This is a genomic window from Nitratiruptor tergarcus DSM 16512, from assembly GCF_027946175.1.
Taxonomy (GTDB): Bacteria; Campylobacterota; Campylobacteria; order Campylobacterales; family Nitratiruptoraceae; genus Nitratiruptor; species Nitratiruptor tergarcus.
In genome coordinates this window covers 963,037-984,047 of the sequence record NZ_AP026671.1, presented here as the reverse complement: position 1 = coordinate 984,047, position 21,011 = coordinate 963,037, and the positions used below count along the sequence as shown (strand labels likewise).

At 40.9% G+C, this 21,011-nt stretch carries 11 protein-coding genes, 2 tRNA genes, 3 rRNA genes and 1 pseudogene; 16 read left to right on the top strand and 1 reads right to left on the bottom strand.

Annotation, left to right across the window (positions count from 1 at the left end):
* Positions 1–118: 118 nt before the first annotated feature.
* The 11 genes and pseudogenes from NITER_RS05155 (at position 119) to argH (ending at position 13,427) form a co-directional block, all read left to right on the top strand.
* Entirely contained in the window at positions 119–1,450 is a 1,332-nt protein-coding gene (locus NITER_RS05155) for an ATP citrate lyase citrate-binding domain-containing protein (protein WP_084275558.1), read from the top strand.
* An 11-nt stretch (positions 1,451–1,461) separates the two neighbouring features.
* Positions 1,462–3,306 carry a citrate/2-methylcitrate synthase gene (locus NITER_RS05150; RefSeq protein ID WP_084275559.1) on the top strand — a complete coding sequence of 615 codons (1,845 nt, stop codon included), beginning with the start codon at positions 1,462–1,464 and terminating at the stop codon, positions 3,304–3,306.
* On the top strand, positions 3,278–4,033 hold the full coding sequence (locus NITER_RS05145) for a hypothetical protein (protein ID WP_084275560.1): 756 nt from the start codon (positions 3,278–3,280) through the stop codon (positions 4,031–4,033). The genes NITER_RS05150 and NITER_RS05145 overlap by 29 nt, the downstream gene beginning before the upstream one ends.
* Positions 4,034–4,095: 62 nt before the next feature.
* A pseudogene (locus tag NITER_RS05140) lies at positions 4,096–5,067 on the top strand (DDE-type integrase/transposase/recombinase); the annotation flags it as partial.
* A 48-nt stretch (positions 5,068–5,115) separates the two neighbouring features.
* The gene (locus NITER_RS05135; protein ID WP_281847386.1) at positions 5,116–6,174 is read left to right on the top strand and encodes an integrase core domain-containing protein; all 1,059 of its coding nucleotides are present in this window, start codon (positions 5,116–5,118) and stop codon (positions 6,172–6,174) included.
* 268 nt (positions 6,175–6,442) lie between these two features.
* Positions 6,443–7,973 (top strand): 16S ribosomal RNA (locus tag NITER_RS05130).
* 178 nt (positions 7,974–8,151) lie between these two features.
* A tRNA-Ile gene (locus NITER_RS05125) sits at positions 8,152–8,228 on the top strand.
* Positions 8,229–8,320: 92 nt separating this feature from the next.
* Positions 8,321–8,396, top strand: a tRNA-Ala gene (locus NITER_RS05120).
* Positions 8,397–8,751: 355 nt separating this feature from the next.
* A 23S ribosomal RNA gene (locus NITER_RS05115) occupies positions 8,752–11,659 on the top strand.
* Between the two features lie 129 nt (positions 11,660–11,788).
* Positions 11,789–11,904 (top strand): 5S ribosomal RNA (gene rrf, locus NITER_RS05110).
* The 16S, 23S and 5S rRNA genes sit together here with 2 tRNA genes alongside, the layout of an rRNA operon.
* A gap of 140 nt (positions 11,905–12,044) precedes the next feature.
* The gene (gene argH / locus NITER_RS05105; RefSeq protein ID WP_084275561.1) at positions 12,045–13,427 is read left to right on the top strand and encodes an argininosuccinate lyase; all 1,383 of its coding nucleotides are present in this window, start codon (positions 12,045–12,047) and stop codon (positions 13,425–13,427) included.
* Between the two features lie 6 nt (positions 13,428–13,433).
* On the opposite strand, the gene NITER_RS05100 is transcribed toward argH, so the two are convergent.
* Positions 13,434–13,793, bottom strand: a complete 360-nt coding sequence (locus NITER_RS05100; protein ID WP_084275562.1) for a histidine triad nucleotide-binding protein — start codon at positions 13,791–13,793, stop codon at positions 13,434–13,436.
* Positions 13,794–13,866: 73 nt separating this feature from the next.
* Between NITER_RS05100 and pheS the strand changes: the two genes are divergently transcribed.
* From pheS to NITER_RS05075, 5 genes are read left to right on the top strand one after another with little or no spacing between them, the layout of a single operon-like run.
* Positions 13,867–14,859, top strand: a complete 993-nt coding sequence (gene pheS, locus NITER_RS05095; RefSeq protein WP_084275563.1) for a phenylalanine--tRNA ligase subunit alpha — start codon at positions 13,867–13,869, stop codon at positions 14,857–14,859.
* Positions 14,856–17,183 (top strand): phenylalanine--tRNA ligase subunit beta, encoded by a 2,328-nt coding sequence (gene pheT / locus NITER_RS05090; RefSeq protein ID WP_084275564.1) that lies wholly within the window; start codon positions 14,856–14,858, stop codon positions 17,181–17,183. The genes pheS and pheT overlap by 4 nt, the downstream gene beginning before the upstream one ends.
* The gene (aroA, locus tag NITER_RS05085; RefSeq protein WP_084275565.1) at positions 17,180–18,481 is read left to right on the top strand and encodes a 3-phosphoshikimate 1-carboxyvinyltransferase; all 1,302 of its coding nucleotides are present in this window, start codon (positions 17,180–17,182) and stop codon (positions 18,479–18,481) included. Before pheT ends, aroA begins: the two co-directional genes overlap by 4 nt.
* Positions 18,471–19,304, top strand: a complete 834-nt coding sequence (locus NITER_RS05080; protein ID WP_084275566.1) for a 4-hydroxy-3-methylbut-2-enyl diphosphate reductase — start codon at positions 18,471–18,473, stop codon at positions 19,302–19,304. The genes aroA and NITER_RS05080 overlap by 11 nt, the downstream gene beginning before the upstream one ends.
* 32 nt (positions 19,305–19,336) lie before the next feature.
* Positions 19,337–21,010, top strand: coding sequence for a 30S ribosomal protein S1 (locus NITER_RS05075; protein ID WP_143779635.1), 1,674 nt, complete (start codon positions 19,337–19,339; stop codon positions 21,008–21,010).
* Position 21,011 lies beyond the last annotated feature (1 nt).

The window sequence follows — 21,011 nt, the reverse complement described above, 5'->3', positions numbered from 1 at the left end:
AATTTGTAACAAAAATAAACATAAAAAGAGTGAATAAACTCTTTTGAAAAAAAATAAATGAGTATATTTTAAATTAAATGTTACAATAGCACAAATCAATAATTTTTAAGGAGAACAGATGGCTCAAAGAGCGATACGTGAATACGACGGCAAGAAGCTTTTTGCACAAAATTGGGACAAATATTTTGCTCCTCTTAAATATCCTTTCGAGTCGGTACTTGTTACAAGTGGAGAGGAACTTAAAAAGAAAGCTGAGGAGCCAGGATATGAGTGGCTCAAAAACAAACCTCTTGTTGCAAAACCAGATATGCTTTTTGGAAAAAGAGGAAAAAACAATCTTGTACTTTTTAAAGTCAATAAGCCAGGTGATGTGACACTTGAAGATGCAGCAAAATGGATCGATGAAAAAAGAAATCAAGAAACCACACTTCTTAGCGGACAAAAAGGTGTTTTAACACATTTTATCGTTGAGCCTTTTACACCACATACGGAAGATGAAGAGTACTATATTGCGGCAACAACTCTTGATGAAAACTATGATGTGCTCTATATGAGTGCTCATGGCGGTATGGAGGTAGAAGAGAATTGGGATAAAGTTGTTGAAGTGAAAATTCCAATTAATGCAAGTGATGAAGAGATTGAAAAAATTATTAAAGAGAACATTCCAGCTGATATTCCAGAAGATAAAAAAGAGACCTATGCAAATTTTGCTGTAAATTTCTATAAATTTTTTAGAGATCTCAATTTTGCATACCTTGAAATCAACCCTGTAGTTATTGTTGGCGATAATGTCTATCTTCTTGACCTTGTTGCACGACTTGATGATACTGCAGGATTTTTGATGCGAGATAAGTGGGGCGATATTGAGTTTCCAACACCTTTTGGAATGCCAGAAAAGAGTCCAGAAGAAAAAGCGATTGCGGAAGCGGATGCAAAAAGTGGTGCTTCTTTGAAACTGACTGTACTTAATCCAGAAGGAAGAATCTGGACGCTTGTAGCAGGTGGTGGTGCTTCAGTTGTCTATGCGGATACTATTGCAGACTTGGCTGGCGGTGTTGCAGAACTTGCAAATTATGGTGAATACTCTGGTGGTCCTACAACTGATGAGACACGATTTTATACTGAGACTGTGCTTGATTTAATGACCCGAAAAAAAGACCCGCAAGGAAGAGATAAAATCTTAATTATTGGTGGTGCGATAGCAAACTTTACAGATGTTGCAAAAACATTTACAGGTATTATTCAAGCTTTTGAAAAGTATGCAGATAAGATGAAAGATGTAGGTGTAAGAATTTATGTAAGACGTGGTGGTCCAAACTATGAAAAAGGTTTGAAAGATATTAAAGAAGCAGCTGAGAGATTGGGTCTACCTATCAAAGTTTTTGGACCAGAAACGCATATCACAGATATCGTTCGTATGGCAATTGAAGAAGATAAAGCAAAAGCATAAGGAGAGAATGAATGGGACTTTTTACAAGAGATACACAAGCAATTTTTTGGAATAACAACAGAAGCGCTATTCAGCGTATGCTCGATTACGATTATGTAATCAAAAGAGAAAAGCCATCTGTTGCTGCTATTGTTGCACCAACGAGCTCAAATAAATTTGATAAATTTTTCTTTGGAACTGATGAAGTAATGATTCCAATCTATAGAAGTACTGAGGAAGCAGCTGCAGCCCATCCAAATGCTGATGTTTTGCTAAACTTTGCTTCTTTTAGAACAGCTTACGATGTGACAATGGATGCTCTTCGATTCCCTCAGTTTAAAACAATTATGATTACAGCTGAAGGGATTCCTGAAAGACTTGCTCGAATTATGAATAAGACTGCAAGAGATAAAGGCGTTTTAATTATTGGTCCGGCAACTGTTGGTGCAATCACTCCAGGAGCATTCAAAGTTGCAAATATTGGTGGAACAATTGAAAACATCGTAAAAAGCAAGCTTCATAGACCGGGAAGCTGTGGTCTGGTGACTCGAAGTGGTGGTCTATTTAACGAGCTTTGTAACATTATTGCCCTCAATGCAGACGGTGTAGCAGATGGTGTAGCAATCGGTGGTGACAGATTTGTTGGATCTGTATTTATCGATCATCTTCTTCGCATGGAAAAAGATCCAAATGTAAAATATATGCTTTTGCTTGGTGAAGTTGGAGGACGCGAAGAGTATAAAGTGATCGAAGCAGTTAAAAGTGGAAAAATCACTAAGCCAGTAATTGGTTGGTGTATCGGAACAATTGCGCAGCACTTCAGTAGCGGTGTACAGTTCGGTCACGCAGGAGCTAGTGCAAATGCAGATGAAGAGACTGCAGTTGCAAAAAACCAAGCTATGAGAGAAGCTGGTATTCATGTGCCTGATAGTTTTAACGATCTTCCACACGTGATCAAAGGTGTGTACGAAGAACTTAAAGGAAAAGGCATTATTAAAGATATAGAAGAGCCTGAAGTTCCACCAATTCCTGAAGATTACGCTAAAGCTTTAGCACAAGGAAAAATCAGAAAACCGAAAAACTTTGTTTGTACTATCAGTGATGATAGAGGAGAAGAGGCAACATATGCTGGTTATCCAATTAGTAGCGTAGCAACTCCAGATACTGGTAAAACAATTGGTGATGTTGTAAGCCTTCTTTGGTTTAAAAAAGTATATCCACGATGGGCGGTTGATTTTATCGAAACAGTTATCAAAACAGTTGCAGACCATGGACCAGCGGTAAGTGGTGCGCATAATGCAAAAGTTACAGCACGCGCTGGAAAATCTGTAGTAGAGAGTCTTGTAACAGGTCTTCTTACCATTGGGCCAAGATTTGGTGGAGCGATAGACGGAGCGGCTAAATATTTTAAATATGCACACGATAATAACATGAGTCCAGCAGAATTTTTAAATTATATGAAAAAACAGGGTATTCCAATTCCTGGTATTGGACACAGAATCAAATCTGTAAGAAATCCAGATAAGAGGGTTGAAGGACTTAAAAAATTTGCAGCTGAAAACTTTCCAGCAACGCCACTGCTTGAGTATGCATTAGAAGTTGAAAAACTCACAACTAGTAAAAAAGACAATTTGATTCTCAATGTTGATGGAACTATTGGGATTTTGATGGTAGATATGTGGCGAGCTTTGGGATACACTGAAGAGGAGATTGATGAATTTATCGAAAGTGGTACACTTAATTCTTTCTTTATTCTTGGTAGAACGATCGGTTTCATTGGTCACATCCTTGATGAAAAACGCCTTGGTATGCCAATGTACCGCCATCCATTTGATGATATTTTGTACGATGTACAAAAGGCTGAAGAGATTAAATAAATCTATAAAAGATCGGCAACTTTTTGCCGATCGTCTCCTTTTTTCTCCTTCATTTACTCTTATTGAAGTGATTTTTGTTATTATAGTGATTGGAATCCTAGCTGCGATGGTGCTTCCAAGATTTCAAAAAAATGATGTAGTAGATGCTGCGCATCAAATTCTCTCACATATTCGCTATACACAGCATTTAGCAATAATCGATGATAAATTTAATCCTACCAAAAGCGATTGGTACAAAGAATTATGGCAGATACGATTTTTTAAAAAGAAAAAAGCAAGTAGTGATGGAAGTACAGCTAAATGGGGATACGCAATATTTTCAGATAAAAACAGTGGAAGCGGTTATGATGGTAATCCCAATGCAACAACTGGCGAGGTTGCAAAAGATCCATTAACCGGAAAGCTTATCAGTGGCGGATTCACAATAAACTATACTGATAAGAGGACGTTGAAACAAGCAGCAATTGAAGAGACATACAAAATCGTTGATGTGCGTTTTTCTCCAAGTTGCTCATATAGAGGTAGTAAACGAATAGTTTTTGATAATCAAGGACGTCCGCTTATAGGAGATCCACAGAGCTATATATCTGCATATACCCAATCAAAAATATTACAGCAGCAATGCGAAATTACATTTTGTTTTTATGATAACAGTTGCAAAGCAAATTTTAAAATTGCAATTGAACCAGAAACTGGTTTTTCTTACATCTCTTCAATGTCTTTTTAAAAATTGCTGCAACAGCTGCATAAGTTCATTCAGATCTGGCACTCTCCAAAGGAGAGTGAGGAGTGCAAATCAAATACACGTTGCCAGGGCTCAAAGGATATAAAAGATTAGAGAGGATATACTACAATTCGCTTATGATAAGCGAAGAGGCAAAAAGAAGAAAAAAGATATTGGAGTTTTGGGAAAAATATGGACTAGCAGCAACAACTGAAGCTTTTGGAGTAAGCAGAAGAACACTCTTTCGATGGAAAAAGAGTTTCAATGATGCAGATGGCGATATAAAAGCCTTAAATCCAAAATCACGAAGACCAAAAAGAGTAAGAGAGTCAAAAGTTCCAATAGAAGTTATTAAAGAGATAAAACGATTAAGAAAAGCATATCCCAACATCGGCAAAGCAAAACTCTACCACCTGCTTAAACCTTTTTGTGAAGAAAAAGAACTTAAAACTCCCTCGGAATCCACAATAGGAAGAATAATCGCAAAAGCACCAGATACAATGAGACTTTTTCCCTACCGCATCGATACAAAAGGAAAAGTGAAACCAAAAAAGAAGACACAAAAAAACAGAAAACCAAAAAACCTCAAATCTAAACCATTTGAACTCTGGGCAGTCGATACCATCCAAATAGTATCAAACGGTATAAAACGATATATCCTTACTATGATTGACCCACTCACACGTATTGCATTCGCAGTGGCGATTCCATCCAAAAGAGCAAGACATACTGCATATGCTCTTGAAGCTTTAATTGATGGAATAACTTCCATCAAACAAAAACGTAAACTTGCAATTCTTTCAGATAATGGCAGTGAATTTAAAAAAGAGTTTGATGCTCTGCTTGAACAAAAAGGCTTTACACACTACTGGACATATCCAAGGAGCCCTAAAATGAATGCACACAATGAAAGATTCAATAGAACAATTCAAGAACAATTTATTCAATACTATGAAGATTTACTCTTTACAGATTTGGATGAATTCAATAAAAAATTAGCAAAATGGCTCATCGATTACAATACCAAAATACCAAACTCTGCATAAGTTCAAACACATATGGCACTCCGAGAGGGAGAGTGAGGAGTGCAAATCAAATACACGTTGCCAGGGCTCAAAGGATATAAAAGATTAGAGAGGATATACTACAATTCGCTTATGATAAGCGAAGAGGCAAAAAGAAGAAAAAAGATATTGGAGTTTTGGGAAAAATATGGACTAGCAGCAACAACTGAAGCTTTTGGAGTAAGCAGAAGAACACTCTTTCGATGGAAAAAGAGTTTAAATGATGCAGATGGCGATATAAAAGCCTTAAATCCAAAATCACGAAGACCAAAAAGAGTAAGAGAGTCAAAAGTTCCAATAGAAGTTATTAAAGAGATAAAACGATTAAGAAAAGCATATCCCAACATCGGCAAAGCAAAACTCTACCACCTGCTTAAACCTTTTTGTGAAGAAAAAGAACTTAAAACTCCCTCGGAATCCACAATAGGAAGAATAATCGCAAAAGCACCAGATACAATGAGACTTTTTCCCTACCGCATCGATACAAAAGGAAAAGTGAAACCAAAAAAGAAGACACAAAAAAACAGAAAACCAAAAAACCTCAAATCTAAACCATTTGAACTCTGGGCAGTCGATACCATCCAAATAGTATCAAACGGTATAAAACGATATATCCTTACTATGATTGACCCACTCACACGTATTGCATTCGCAGTAGCAATTCCATCTAAAAGAGCAAAACATACTGCATATGCTCTTGAAGCTTTAATTGATGGAATAACCTCCATCAAACAAAAACGTAAACTTGCAATTCTTTCAGATAATGGCAGTGAATTTAAAAAAGAGTTTGATGCTCTGCTTGAACAAAAAGGCTTTACACACTACTGGACATATCCAAGGAGCCCTAAAATGAATGCACACAATGAAAGATTCAATAGAACAATTCAAGAACAATTTATTCAATACTATGAAGATTTACTCTTTACAGATTTGGATGAATTCAATAAAAAATTAGCAAAATGGCTCATCGATTACAATACCAAAATACCACACTCTTCTCTTAATTTTAAATCTCCGGTACAATACCTTCTTGAAAATCATTATGAGTGCCATATGTATTGGACTTATACATGCTCTTGACAAAGAGCTGAAAGTTTGGCATAATTTCAGTCCTCGAAAAAAGAGGGGAATTGAGAGAAATCTGAAGAGAGATTTCAAAGAGCTCTTGACAAAAATCGAGAGATTGAGTAAAATAACGCCCCTTGAAAAAGAGAGCTGAGAAGAGTTCAAATCACTTATCTTGAGTGAAGATGAGTGAGAGAGTTCTTGTGAATTTAGGATCTTTGACAACTAGACAGAGACGAGTCCTTTGAGTTTTAAAAGAGGATTTTAAAACTTCATAAAGATATTTATGGAGAGTTTGATCCTGGCTCAGAGTGAACGCTGGCGGCGTGCTTAACACATGCAAGTCGAGCGAGAACGGCTCTATCCTTCGGGATAGAGTGTCAGCTAAGCGGCGCACGGGTGAGTAACACGTAGCTAACCTGCCCCATAGTGGGGGATAACAGCCCGAAAGGGCTGCTAATACCCTATACTCCTTCCATACGAAAGTATGGTTGTGGAAAGCGTTAGCGCTATGGGATGGGGCTGCGGCCTATCAGCTAGTTGGTGGGGTAAAGGCCTACCAAGGCTATGACGGGTAGCTGGTCTGAGAGGATGGTCAGCCACACTGGAACTGAGACACGGTCCAGACTCCTACGGGAGGCAGCAGTGGGGAATATTGCACAATGGGGGAAACCCTGATGCAGCAACGCCGCGTGGAGGATGACGCCCTTCGGGGTGTAAACTCCTTTTGACAGGGAAGAAGATGACGGTACCTGTCGAATAAGCACCGGCTAACTCCGTGCCAGCAGCCGCGGTAATACGGAGGGTGCAAGCGTTACTCGGAATCACTGGGCGTAAAGGGCGCGTAGGCGGTCTGCTAAGTTGGATGTGAAAGCCCACAGCTTAACTGTGGAACTGCGTCCAAAACTGGTAGACTAGAGTCCGGAAGAGGCAGGTGGAATTGGTGGTGTAGGGGTAAAATCCGTAGAGATCACCAGGAATACCCATTGCGAAGGCGACCTGCTGGGACGGTACTGACGCTGAGGCGCGAAAGCGTGGGGAGCAAACAGGATTAGATACCCTGGTAGTCCACGCCCTAAACGATGGATGCTAGTCGTTGGGGTGCTAGTCACCTCAGTGATGCAGCTAACGCAATAAGCATCCCGCCTGGGGAGTACGGCCGCAAGGCTAAAACTCAAAGGAATAGACGGGGACCCGCACAAGCGGTGGAGCATGTGGTTTAATTCGAAGATACGCGAAGAACCTTACCTGGGCTTGACATCCCTGGAACCCTCTAGAGATAGAGGGGTGCCTCCTTTTGGGGGAGCCAGGTGACAGGTGCTGCACGGCTGTCGTCAGCTCGTGTCGTGAGATGTTGGGTTAAGTCCCGCAACGAGCGCAACCCTCGTCCTTAGTTGCCAGCACTTCGGGTGGGCACTCTAAGGAGACTGCCCGGGTAACCGGGAGGAAGGTGAGGATGACGTCAAGTCATCATGGCCCTTATGCCCAGGGCGACACACGTGCTACAATGGCGCGTACAGAGAGAGGCAATACCGCGAGGTGGAGCAAATCTCTAAAGCGCGTCCCAGTTCGGATTGCAGTCTGCAACTCGACTGCATGAAGTCGGAATCGCTAGTAATCGCGGATCAGCCATGCCGCGGTGAATACGTTCCCGGGTCTTGTACTCACCGCCCGTCACACCATGGGAGTTGAGCTCACCCGAAGCCGGGGGACCGACCCGAAAGGGAGGACCCCTGTCGACGGTGGGCTCAGCGACTGGGGTGAAGTCGTAACAAGGTAACCGTAGGAGAACCTGCGGTTGGATCACCTCCTTTCTAGAGTGATGATCCAAAGATTCGTTTCTTTGGATGGAAGAGTCAATAAGTACTCACACTTATTGACTCAGGGGGCTCGTTCTCTGTCTAGTTGTGAGAGATCAAGGATGTTCTTTGAAAAGGAAAAGTGGAGTCAAGAGCTAAGAGAAGCCCTTATCAGGGGCGGAGCTTTAATAATGGGCCTGTAGCTCAGGTGGTTAGAGCGCACCCCTGATAAGGGTGAGGTCAGAGGTTCAAGTCCTCTCAGGCCCACCAGTTTAGTTGAATCTTGCCTAGATTTTCCAGCTCACGTACTCAGTTGTACGCTACGCTAAAAAATCTAAACAATTCACAACTAAACACAAGATGGGGTCTTAGCTCAGCTGGGAGAGCGCCTGCCTTGCACGCAGGAGGTCACCGGTTCGATCCCGGTAGACTCCACCAAGATAAAAGCACGTAGTTGGGAGTGTAAGAGAGATTACATTGCCGACTGCGTGCTTTGCACGGGAGGAGCGTAAAGCAAACGACAACTGCTTGTCGTTTGTAGCTGCGCACGGCGATGCGTATATGCGCGAGCGGAGCGAGTGCATAGCATACGCCTGTGAGAGGTTACCGGAAGGGTCATCGGTAGACTCCACCAAAGTCTAAAAAGAATCTTCAGAGGAAGATTGTTTTTAGACTTTTAAGTCTAAGGTTATTTGACAACTCATTGTTCGTAGTAAAAGAGGTAAAAACAATAGGCAAGCTGTTTTACTTGACTAAGGTAGTTGAGTAAGGCGGCGGTGCGTCTTAGAAGTAGGTGTAAGCTACAAAGGGCGTACGGTGGATGCCTAGGGTGATGGAGGCGATGAAGGACGTGCTAGGCTGCGAAAAGCCTCGGGGAGCTGCCAAGAAGCGTTGATCCGGGGATTTCCGAATGGGGCAACCCGGCCAGTAGTAATACTGGTCACCTGACTATGTCAGGGGCGAACCCGGGGAAGTGAAACATCTCAGTACCCGGAGGAAAAGAAATCAACCGAGATTCTCCTAGTAGCGGCGAGCGAACGGGGAGTAGCCCGCCTCTGTGTAGCCTACATTATAGTTGAATTACCTGGAAAGGTAAGCCATAGAAGGTGATAGCCCTGTAGACGAAATAGTGTAGGTGGGACTAAGCAGAGGCCTTGCGAGTAGGTCGGGACACGTGTTATCCTGACTGAAGATGGGGGGACCACCCTCCAAGGCTAAATACTACCATCACACCGATAGTGCACAAGTACCGTGAGGGAAAGGTGAAAAGAACCCCAGTGAGGGGAGTGAAATAGAACCTGAAACCGTATGCCTACAATCATTCGGAGCCCTATGAGCTTCGGCTCAGGGTGACGGACTGCCTTTTGCATAATGAGCCTGCGAGTTGTGGTCAGTGGCGAGGTTAAGCAAACGCGAAGCCGTAGCGAAAGCGAGTCTGAATAGGGCGATTGAGTCACTGGCTGCAGACCCGAAGCCGGGTGATCTATCCATGGCCAGGCTGAAGTGGGGGTAAGACCCCATGGAGGGCCGAACCAGTGGAGGTTGAAAACTCCTTGGATGAGCTGTGGATAGGGGTGAAAGGCCAAACAAACTCGGTGATAGCTGGTTCTCTGCGAAATATATTTAGGTATAGCCTCAGGAAGTAGCTACAGGGGGTAGAGCACTGATAGGGCTAGGGCTGCTCACCGCGGTACCAAACCCTGTCAAACTCCGAATACCTGTAGTGTAATCCTGGGAGTCAGGCGTAGGGTGATAAAATCCTATGTCGAGAGGGGAACAACCCAGACTGCCGACTAAGGTCCCCAAGTTGTGACTAAGTGGAAAACGATGTGGGGCTGCTTAGACAACCAGGAGGTTGGCTTAGAAGCAGCCATCCTTTAAAGAAAGCGTAACAGCTCACTGGTCTAGCGGCCCTGCGCGGAAAATATAACGGGGCTAAGTCACACACCGAAGTCGCAGGTGCATACTGGTGTATGCGCGGTAGCAGAGCGTTCCAGTCAGCGGTGAAGCTGTACCGGTGAGGAGCAGTGGAGCGGCTGGAAGTGAGCATGCAGGCATGAGTAGCGATAAAAGTGGTGAGAATCCACTTCGCCGAAAACCCAAGGTTTCCTACGCGATGCTCGTCAACGTAGGGTTAGTCGGGTCCTAAGCCGAGTCCGAGAGGGGTAGGCGATGGGAAATCGGTTAATATTCCGATACCTACTTACTACAAGGCGATGGAGGGACGCTTAGGGCTAGCCGGGGTCCGTGATGGAATACGGGCTCGAAGGGTGTAGGCTGCTAGGTAGGCAAATCCGCCTAGCGTGAGGCCGAGACCTGACAGGCCCCCAAAGCCCTTCGGGGCGGCGGGGGAACCGGTGATGCCGTCGAGCCGAGAAAAGCTTCTAAGCCGTTTAAGTAGTAAGTAGCCCGTACCGTAAACCGACACAGGTGGGTGAGATGAGTATTCTAAGGCGCGCGGAAGAACCCTGGTCAAGGAACTCTGCAAACTGGCACCGTATCTTCGGTATAAGGTGTGCCCGTAGTAGGTGAAGGCCCATGCGGCTGGAGCCGAGGCGGGTCGCAGCGAAGCGCTCCATCCGACTGTTTATCAAAAACACAGCACTATGCTAACTCGTAAGAGGATGTATATGGTGTGACGCCTGCCCGGTGCCGGAAGGTTAAGGGGATCGCTTAGCTCTTCGGAGCGAAGGCGTGAACCGAAGCCCCGGTAAACGGCGGCCGTAACTATAACGGTCCTAAGGTAGCGAAATTCCTTGTCGGTTAAATACCGACCTGCATGAATGGCGTAACGAGATGGGGGCTGTCTCGACCAGGGATCCGGTGAAATTGTAGTGGAGGTGAAAATTCCTCCTACCCGCGGAAAGACGGAAAGACCCCGTGGACCTTTACTACAGCTTGGTACTGCCATCGGGATGAGGATGTGCAGGATAGGTGGGAGGCTGAGAAGCCAGGGCGCCAGCTCTGGTGGAGCCGTCCTTGAGATACCACCCTTCCTCATTCTGGTGGCTAACTCGCCACAGTTATCCTGTGGGAGGACAATGCCTGGCGGGTAGTTTGACTGGGGCGGTCGCCTCCTAAAGAGTAACGGAGGCTTACAAAGGTTGGCTCAAAGCGGTTGGAAATCGCTTGGAGAGTATAAAGGCATAAGCCAGCCTGACTGTGAGAGAGACAACTCGAGCAGAGACGAAAGTCGGTCTTAGTGATCCGGTGGTTCTGAGTGGAAGGGCCATCGCTCAAAGGATAAAAGGTACCCCGGGGATAACAGGCTGATCTCCCCCAAGAGCTCACATCGACGGGGAGGTTTGGCACCTCGATGTCGGCTCATCGCATCCTGGGGCTGGAGCAGGTCCCAAGGGTATGGCTGTTCGCCATTTAAAGCGGTACGCGAGCTGGGTTCAGAACGTCGTGAGACAGTTCGGTCCCTATCTTCCGTGGGCGTAGGAAGGCTGAGGAGAGCTGACCCTAGTACGAGAGGACCGGGTTGGACGTGCCACTGGTGTACCAGTTGTCCTGCCAAGGGCACCGCTGGGTAGCTATGCACGGAACGGATAACCGCTGAAGGCATCTAAGCGGGAAGCCGACTCCAAGATGAGCCTTCCCTGAAGGACGGTGGAAGACTACCACCTTGATAGGCTGGGTGTGTAAGCGCAGCAATGCGTTTAGCTGACCAGTACTAATAGTCCGTTTGGCTTACACATAACATATGCACCGCCGCCTTACTGAGCTACCGCTCTTTGCTACGAACAATGAGTGTTCTTTAAATAAAACTATTGTCTCAATGACAAGAGAAGAGAGTCTTTTAACTCCAAAAGCCTCTCTTCTCTTGTCCTGGTGCCTATAGAGCGGAGGAAACGCCCAGTCCCATTTCGAACCTGGAAGCTAAGCTCCGCATCGCTGATGATACTGCAGCCTTCGGCTGTGGAAAAGTAGGTCGGCGCCAGGCCAAGATTTTTTCCTTCGATTACTTCTTCGATTGATACCTCACATAATTACAAAATCTAAGAAATTAACTCTTTATAGTGCATTTCTACAGTCTACTTTACAAAATTTGTATGTTACAATTGCAAGAAAAAAAGGTGTATAATGGCAAAGCTTTGGTCAGGCCGCTTTGAAAAGAGTGCAAGTAAACTTCTTGATGAATTTAATGCAAGTCTTCCATTTGATAAAGAGCTTTATGAACAAGATATTCAAGGATCTATCGCTCATGCTAAGATGTTAGCTAAACAGGGTGTTTTGAGTGAAGAAGAGAAAGAGGCAATTATTAATGGCTTGCAAAAGATTAAAGAAGAGATAGAGTCAGGTGAGTTTGTATGGGATATAGCTGATGAAGATATTCATATGGCAATTGAGAAGAGACTCACACAACTTATTGGTGATGCTGGAAAAAAGCTTCACACTGCACGCAGCCGCAATGATCAAGTTGCTCTTGACTTTAGACTTTATGTACAAAAACAAAATCAAGAATTTATAGAGCTCCTTAAAGACCTTATCGCTACATTTGTAAATATTGCGAAGAAAACTGATGATGTTGTGTTGCCTGGTATGACCCATTTACAACATGCGCAGCCAATAAGTTTTGCATACCATATGCTAGCCTACGCCTCAATGTTTAAAAGAGATATTGAGCGGTTTCAAAGCTCTTATGAACGTAATAATTATTCTCCATTAGGATGTGCGGCACTTGCAGGAACTCCTCATAATATTGATAGAGAATATACAGCTAAAGAATTAGGTTTTAAGGCACCGACAATCAACTGTCTTGATACGGTAAGTGATAGAGATTTTGCACTTGAAATACTCTTTAATATTGCTACAATGGTGATGCATATATCAAGACTTGCTGAAGAACTAATTTTATGGAGTAGCTATGAATTTAAATTTATTACTATTAGTGATGAATATGCTACTGGAAGTTCGATCATGCCACAAAAGAAAAACCCGGATGTTCCTGAGCTCTTACGGGGAAAAACAGGAAGAAGTTATGGAAATCTTGTGAGTCTTTTGACAGTAATGAAAGGTTTGCCACTAGCATATAATAAAGATATGCAAGAAGATAAAGAGGGGGTTTTTGATAGCGTAAAACATGCAAAGATATCTGTGATTATTCTCAATGAAGTTTTAAAAACTATGAAGATCAACAAAGAAAATATGCTTAAAGCTGCAAAAACCGGCCATTTAACTGCAACTGACTTAGCCGATTACTTAGTGGAAAAGGTTGGCATCCCTTTTCGTGAAGCACATTTTATAACGGGCAAGGCGGTAGCACTGGCTGAACATAAAGGCAAAGATATCTCTGAACTTACCTATGAAGAGCTTAAAAGTATTGATGAGAGAATTGGAAAAGATGTTTTAGAGTACCTTAATCTTATCAATTCTATGAATGCACGTAACTCCTATGGAGCAACTTCAAAAGAGCAAGTAAGAAAGCAGATTGCATATTTTGAAGAGTTTTTACGTAAAGCCTAGAGGGCTTTACATATATTTTTTGGCCTCTTCTTCAATAGCAAGATATGGCCAACTCAGTTTTGCACCTCCAAGCATGTGAAAATGTAGATGCATCACTTCCTGTCCCCCATCTTCGCCATTATTGACTATAAGCCTGTAACCTGTTTTATCAAGTTCTAATTTTTTGGCTACCTCCTGAATAAAAGGTGTCATTTTTGCCATAAGTTCAGGTGGAGTACTTTGGAAATTTTCTACATGATGTTTTGGTATGATGAGAATATGAATAGGTGCTTTAGGATTAATATCGTGAAAAGCCAAAAACTCCTCATTTTCCATCACTTTATTAGCTGGAATTTCACCAGCAACTATTTTACAAAAGATACACATAAATTTGCCTCCCTTATCTTTTTATAATCATTATTGTATTATTATACTTCAAAAAAATTTAAAGAGGTGATATTTGCAAGATTGGCAAACAATCATAGCGCAATGTCAGTCGCTAGATGAATTAGAAAAAATCAGGATTGAGCTTTTTGGTAAAAAGGGCTATTTTGCTAAAGAGTTTGAAAAGCTTAAAAATGTGCCAAATGAAGAAAAACCACAAGTAGCAAAGGATCTAAATAAAGCCAAAAACTCTCTTTATTCACTTTTGCAAGCAAAGAAAGATGATCTATTGCAAAAAGCGATACAGCAAAAACTTCAAGAAGATTATGTAGATGTATCGCTCTATTCTCCTCGTAGCCTCAAAGGTGCAATGCATCCAGTAAATTATACAATGGATAAGATTATAGACTATTTTATAGCCCTTAATTATGCTATAGAAACAGGTCCTTTGGTGGAAGATGATTTTCACAATTTTGAAGCACTCAATCTTCCAAAATATCATCCAGCAAGAGATATGCAAGATACATTCTATTTTAAAGATGGAAAATTGTTACGTACGCACACCTCTCCTGTACAGATACGGACAATGCAAAATCAAAAACCACCTATTCGTATGATTAGCCCTGGAGCAGTTTTTCGCAGAGATTTTGATCTTACACACACTCCGATGTTCCATCAGGTAGAAGGATTAGTGGTCGATGAAAAGGGAGCAGTGAGCTTTGCTAATTTAAAATTTTTATTACAAGATTTTTTGCATTATATGTTTGGTGATGTTGATGTACGCTTTCGCCCAAGTTTTTTCCCTTTTACTGAACCTAGTGCTGAAGTGGATATAAGTTGTATATTTTGTGAAGGTGAGGGGTGTCGTGTTTGCTCTCAAACTGGATGGTTAGAAGTGCTTGGATGTGGGATGGTAGATCCGCATGTCTTTGAGGCTGTAGGGTATGAAGATGTCAGTGGCTATGCATTTGGTTTAGGTGTAGAGAGATTTGCTATGCTTATTCATAGAATTGGTGATTTGCGTAGCCTTTTTGAAGGAGATTTGCGTCTATTGGAGCAGTTTAGATGATAGTAACAAAAAGATGGTTAAACGAATGGATAGATATTGAAGATATCTCTGTTGAAGAACTTGTAAAAACTCTTAATCGTATTGGACTAGAGGTAGCAGAAGTCAAAAATATTAATATACCTGCCAATGTAGTAGTAGGAAAGGTCTTGTCGTGTCAAAAACATCCCAATGCAGATAAGCTTAATCTGTGTCAAGTCGATGTAGGAGATGAAGAGCTTCAAATTGTTTGTGGCGCAAAAAATGTAGTGGATGCTGAATATGTGGCTGTTGCTAAAGTGGGAGCTATACTACCAGGAGATTTTGCAATAAAGCCAGCAAAACTTCGTGGGGTAGAGAGTTTTGGAATGATCTGCTCGTCAAGTGAACTAGGGCTTCCAAAGATGGAAGATGGTATTATGGTGCTTGATGAGAGTATAGGTGAACTTAAACTCGGTAAAGAGTTGCAAAGCTACCCATTTTTTCAAGATACTATTATCGATATAGAACTTACTGCTAATCGAGGTGATTGTCTCAGTGTTTTAGGTATTGCAAGAGAGTTGGCTGCAGCATTGAAAAGAAGCGTAAAAGAACCCTCTTTAGAAGAGGTACAAAATCTCCAAATGGGGATTGGAAGACTACTCAATTTTGAGCCAGCAAAAGAGATTCAATCAAATCTATTATATAAAGCTTTTGAAAAAGAGAGTTTTCATAACCCTTTTATAGTGCGTTTTCGTGTGGCTTTGTGCGGCGAATCTTTTACAAATGAGGCTGAAGAGTTTGGATATTATGTAACTCATGCTACGGGAGTGATTACGAGACTATATGGATATAGTATTTTTGAGGATGAAGAGCCTAAAATTGTAGTCAAAGAGGATGAAAAAGGGTATGAATCTGTTTATGGTATACAAAAGGCGAGTATTATAGGAGTATACCAGTTTGACAAATCAAAACCTACAAAAGATGAGAAAACAATTGTTTTAGAAATGAGCTATATCGATCCAGAAACTATTGCAAAAAAAATGTATGAAGCTCCAATTAAAAATGATTGGAGCTATTATCGTAGTAGTAGAGGAAGTGATCCGCAACTAGAAATTGGTGCTACATATGCGAAAATGGTTTTACAAAAATACTATAAAGATTTGAAATTTTATACTGGATCCCATGAGATTCATAAAGAGTTAGAAAGGCCTGGTATCAAAATAGAGTTTCCAGCCCTCACAGCTTTGATAGGCGATGAGATAGAAAGAACAGAAATTGTAGAGATACTCAAAGCTTTGGGATTTACAATAGTAAATTTTAGTGAAGATCTCATGGTTGTAAAAGCTCCTGTTTACAGACATGATATTTTTAATCTCCAAGATGTTGCTGAAGAGATTGTAAGAATTTACGGAATTGATAATATTCATGCTAAGCCTTTAAAAGTAGAAGAGAAAAACAGAATTAATGCTGCTTATCAACGCTATCAGGAAGGTAAACAGTTACGTACACTGCTTGTTGGTGCGGGATATTTTGAAACTATCAGTTATCTTTTTACTGACAGTAAACTTTTGGAAAAACTTGGTCTGCCACGAGTCAAAGAGGAGCTTGATATTATTAATCCTATTACGAGTGAACTCAATACACTGCGCACATCACTTGTTCCAAATCTCTTAATGCAAGTGGCCAATAACTTTAAAAATGGAAGTAAGAGAGTTAAGCTTTTTGAGATAGGTTCAATATTTGATAAAGAACGCAACGAAAAGCCTGCTTTAGCTCTTATTTTTAGTGGTGCTAAAGAGCCAGATACTCTTCAAAATAGTGGCAAACCTTTAAGTGTAGATTTTGGAACATTTGCCGATGATCTCGGACATATTTTTGGCGATGTAGAGCTACATCAATGTGAGGCAACTACAAGCCTTTTACATCCATATCAGTGTGCAGCTATTATAAAAAACGAACAAGAGATTGGGATTGCATATAAGCTGCATCTATCTATTCAAGAAGAGATGGAGTTGCCACCTACATACATTGCAGAAATTGATATGCAAAAACTTTCACTTACATATCCAAAAGCAAAAGAGTATTCTATCTACCAGATGGCTTTTCGTGATTTGAGTATATTGATTGATAAGAATTTAACATTTGCACAGATTAAAGAAGTGTTGCAAGAGTCTTTACCACATGAGATCAAAAGATTCTATCCTATCGCTACATATCAGGATGAGAAGCTGGGAGACAAACTCTCTTTAACAATCCGGTTTGTGGTGCAATCAGATGAAAAAACTTTAAGTGAAGAGGAGATTGCTGCTATTATGGAAAATATATTGCAAACTCTTCAAAAGAGTTTTAATGTGGAATTGCGATGAGCAGATTGAAAATAGCACCAAAGAAAGATAGTTTCAATATTGAAATAGCAGAAATTGCACCAGATAAGTCTATTTCCCATAGAGCAGCGATGTTTTCGCTTTTGAGTGATAAGCCTTCAAAAATTAGAAATTTTTTGAAGGCTGAAGATACCCTCAATACGCTGCAAATTGTCAAAAAGCTTGGAGCAAAGGTTGAAGAGGGTGATGTTATTAAGATAGAGCCTCCAAAAAATATTGTAGAGCCTGATGATGTATTAGATTGTGGAAATAGTGGTACAGGTATGCGACTTTACTGTGGATTTTTGGCAGGTGTTGAGGGTTTTTTTGTCCTCAGTGGAGATAAGTATCTCCGTAATCGTCCAATGGCACGTGTTGCGAAACCTTTGCGCTCAATTGGTGCGAAAATTGATGGGAGAGAAGAGGGGAATAAAGCTCCATTGGCAATCCGAGGCAATACATATTTAGAATCTTTTTTTTATGAAAGTCCCATAGCTTCTGCGCAAGTCAAAAGCGCTTTGATTTTAGCAGGATTGCGAGCTAAGGAAGCAAGCAGCTATTCTGAGCCAGAACTCAGCCGCGACCATACAGAAAGAATGCTGCGGGGTATGGGAGCAAATATAAAAAGTGAATATCGACATGGAAAATATTTTGTAGAGATTGAACCTTTAAAGGCTCCACTAGAACCTCTTGACATAACCATTCCATCTGATCCATCTAGTGCCTTTTTCTTTGCTGTTGCAGCTGCAATTATGCCAGGTAGCTGTGTACTACTTAAAAATATTACTCTCAATCCTACACGCATTGAAGCATTCAAAGTTTTACAAAAAATGGGTGCAAAAGTAGAATATATGCAAAAAGAGAATATCTACGAGCCTATTGGGGACATTAGAGTATGTGGAGAAAAACTTCAAGGGGTAGAAGTAAGTGAGCATATCTCATGGCTCATTGATGAATTGCCAGCTCTTGCAATTGCGATGGCTGTAGCTGAGGGAGTAAGCAGAGTTAAAAATGCTAAAGAGCTGCGGGTAAAAGAGAGTGATCGTATAAAAAGTGTTGTAGAGAATTTGCGCAAATGTGGTATAAGCGTGGAAGAGTATGAAGATGGATATGAGATAAGAGGTGGCAAGTTACAAAAAGCTGTTATTGACAGCTATGGAGATCATCGTATTGCTATGAGTTTTGCTATAGCTGGATTGTTAGCGGGAATGGAGATAGAGGATATAGAGTGTATTGCTACATCTTTTCCAAATTTTGTGGAACTGTTACAAAAAATTACCGAGGTAGAACGTGGAGATTAAATTAGCACAAAATTACGGTTTTTGTTTTGGTGTCAAAAGAGCTATTAAAATTGCTGAAGAGAGTCCCGATAGCGTAACATTTGGACCTTTGATTCATAATAAAAATGAGATAGAAAGACTCAAAAAAAATTTCAATGTAGGGCTTGTAGAAGATATAGATGAAGTAGAAGAAAATAGCAAAGTCATTGTCCGCACACACGGTATCCCCAAAGATAAGCTTCAGATATTAAAAGAGAAAAATGTTGAAGTTGTTAATGCTACATGTCCTTTTGTGACAAAACCGCAAGAGATTGTAGAAAAGATGAGCGAAGAGGGGTATAGCATTGTTATTTTTGGAGATCGCAATCATCCAGAGATTAAAGGTGTTATGAGTTATGCAAAAGATCCTATTGTAGTTTTGGATGTTGCAGAGCTTGAACCTCAATTATCAAAACTCAAAGAGAAAGTAGCAACAGTTGCGCAGACTACGAGAAAATTTGAAGAGTATGCAAAAATAGTAAATTTCTTGATGCAACACAAAAAAGAGGTGAGAGTTTTTAATACTATTTGCAATGCCACATTTGAAAACCAAAGCGCTGCAAGAGAGTTGAGTAAAGAGGCTGATGTGATGATAGTTATAGGAGGGAAAAACTCTTCTAATACCAAGCAGCTTTTTAGAATTTGTAAAGAGAATTGTCCAGATAGTTATCTTATAGAAAATAAAGAGGAGATTCAACCATTATGGTTTGAGGGGAAAAAACTTTGTGGTATAACTGCTGGTGCATCTACTCCAAACTGGATTATTGAAGAAGTTATAGAAAAGATAAAGAAAATTAAAGTATAATTAGCAAAATTTTATCAAGGGAAAAGCAAATTATGGAAAAAGAGGTAAACATGGGTATGGAAAATACAGGCGAAGACTTTGCAAAAATGCTTGAAGAGCATGAGAATAAACGTAGTGAATCAAGAGTTATAGATGGTGTGATTGTAGAGATACAAGATAATGAGAGAGTTTTGGTGGATGTGGGTGAGAAGCAAGAGGGTATTTTGAATATCAAAGAGATTCAAGATAGTGAGGGAAATCTTCTCTACCAACCTGGGGATACAATTAAGGTTATGGTGTCTGGATATAGAAATGAGCGTCCAATAATCTCACACAAAAAAGCTATTGCAAAAGAGAAAGTAAAGAGTTTTATTGAAGCAAACAAAGACAACTTGGAAAATATGGTCATTGAAGGACGAATTGTTGGGAAAAATAGAGGTGGATATATCGTAGAAAACGATGAAGGCGTACAATTTTTCTTGCCAAACTCCCAAAGTTTTTTCAAAAACAAACCAGATACTGGAAGAAGAGTAAGTGCAAAAATACTCAAAATCGGCGAGAATAACGACTCGATAGTTATTTCACGCAAAAAATTTATTCAAGAGCTTGCACAAAAGAGAAAAGAGATTATCGATGAATTGATGCAAGAGGATAAGGTTGTAGAAGGTACTGTGAAAAAAATTACAAACTATGGTATGTTTGTAGAAGTTGCTCCAGGCGTAGAGGGTTTAGTACACTATAATGAAATAAGCTATAAAGGCCCTGTAAATCCTGCAAAGTATTTTAACGAAGGTGATAAAGTTAATGTAAAAGCTATCAATTATGAGAGCGATAAAAATAGACTTTCTCTCTCCATTAAAGCTACACAACCAGATCCTTGGGAAGAGATCAAAGGAGAGCTTGAACCAGGCGATGTTATCAATGTCACTATAAGTAATATTGAGCCTTACGGAGCTTTTGTTGATCTTGGTAATGATATTGAAGGACTTTTACATATTAGTGAAATGACGTGGGAGAAAAAACCTAAACATCCAAGTGAGTATGTAAAAGAGGGTGAACAGATTGATGTTGAAGTAACAGAGATTGATATAGAAAATAGAAAACTGCGAGTATCTCTTAAGAATCTTTTGCCGAAACCTTTTGAAGAGTTTTTGCAAAACTATAAAGAGGGCGATGTAGTCGAGGGAGAAATTACTTCATTGACAGATTTTGGTGCTTTTGTAAAGATTGGGGCAATTGAAGGTCTTCTTCATAATCAAGATCTTGGCTGGGAAAAAGGCTTGAAGGCAAAAGATCTTTTTAATGTGGGGGATACGACACAAGTAAAAATTGCACGTATAGACAGAGAGAAAGAGCGCGTTTCACTTGATAGAAAATCCTTGCAAGAGAGCCCTCTAGAAAAATTTGCAAAAACACATAAAGTGGGCGACGTAGTAAAAGGGACTGTTCGTGATATTAAAGATTTTGGTGTGTTCATACAGCTTGAAGATGGAGTAGATGCTCTTGTGCGTAACGAAGATCTTGCTCCACTAAAAAAAGAGGAACTCAATAAAGGTGATGAAATCGAGGGAGTAATCTCTTATCTTGATACGCAGAATAATCGTCTTCGTGTTTCAGTTAGAAGACTCCAAAAGATGAAAGAGAAAGAGGCTCTTCGAGAAATTAATCAAGAAGAGAGTACAACTCTTGGTGATATTATCAAAGAGAAACTTGATAGACAGGGATGAG

What these genes read in the sequence shown, in the direction of transcription:
- pheT (WP_084275564.1), top strand. Translation starts at nt 14,856, where the DNA reads ATGATAGTAACAAAAAGATGGTTAAACGAATGGATAGATATTGAAGAT.
- NITER_RS05075 (WP_143779635.1), top strand. Translation starts at nt 19,337, where the DNA reads ATGGAAAAAGAGGTAAACATGGGTATGGAAAATACAGGCGAAGACTTT.
- NITER_RS05100 (WP_084275562.1), bottom strand. Translation starts at nt 13,793, where the DNA reads ATGTGTATCTTTTGTAAAATAGTTGCTGGTGAAATTCCAGCTAATAAA.
- aroA (WP_084275565.1), top strand. Translation starts at nt 17,180, where the DNA reads ATGAGCAGATTGAAAATAGCACCAAAGAAAGATAGTTTCAATATTGAA.
- argH (WP_084275561.1), top strand. Translation starts at nt 12,045, where the DNA reads ATGGCAAAGCTTTGGTCAGGCCGCTTTGAAAAGAGTGCAAGTAAACTT.
- NITER_RS05150 (WP_084275559.1), top strand. Translation starts at nt 1,462, where the DNA reads ATGGGACTTTTTACAAGAGATACACAAGCAATTTTTTGGAATAACAAC.
- NITER_RS05155 (WP_084275558.1), top strand. Translation starts at nt 119, where the DNA reads ATGGCTCAAAGAGCGATACGTGAATACGACGGCAAGAAGCTTTTTGCA.
- NITER_RS05145 (WP_084275560.1), top strand. Translation starts at nt 3,278, where the DNA reads ATGTACAAAAGGCTGAAGAGATTAAATAAATCTATAAAAGATCGGCAA.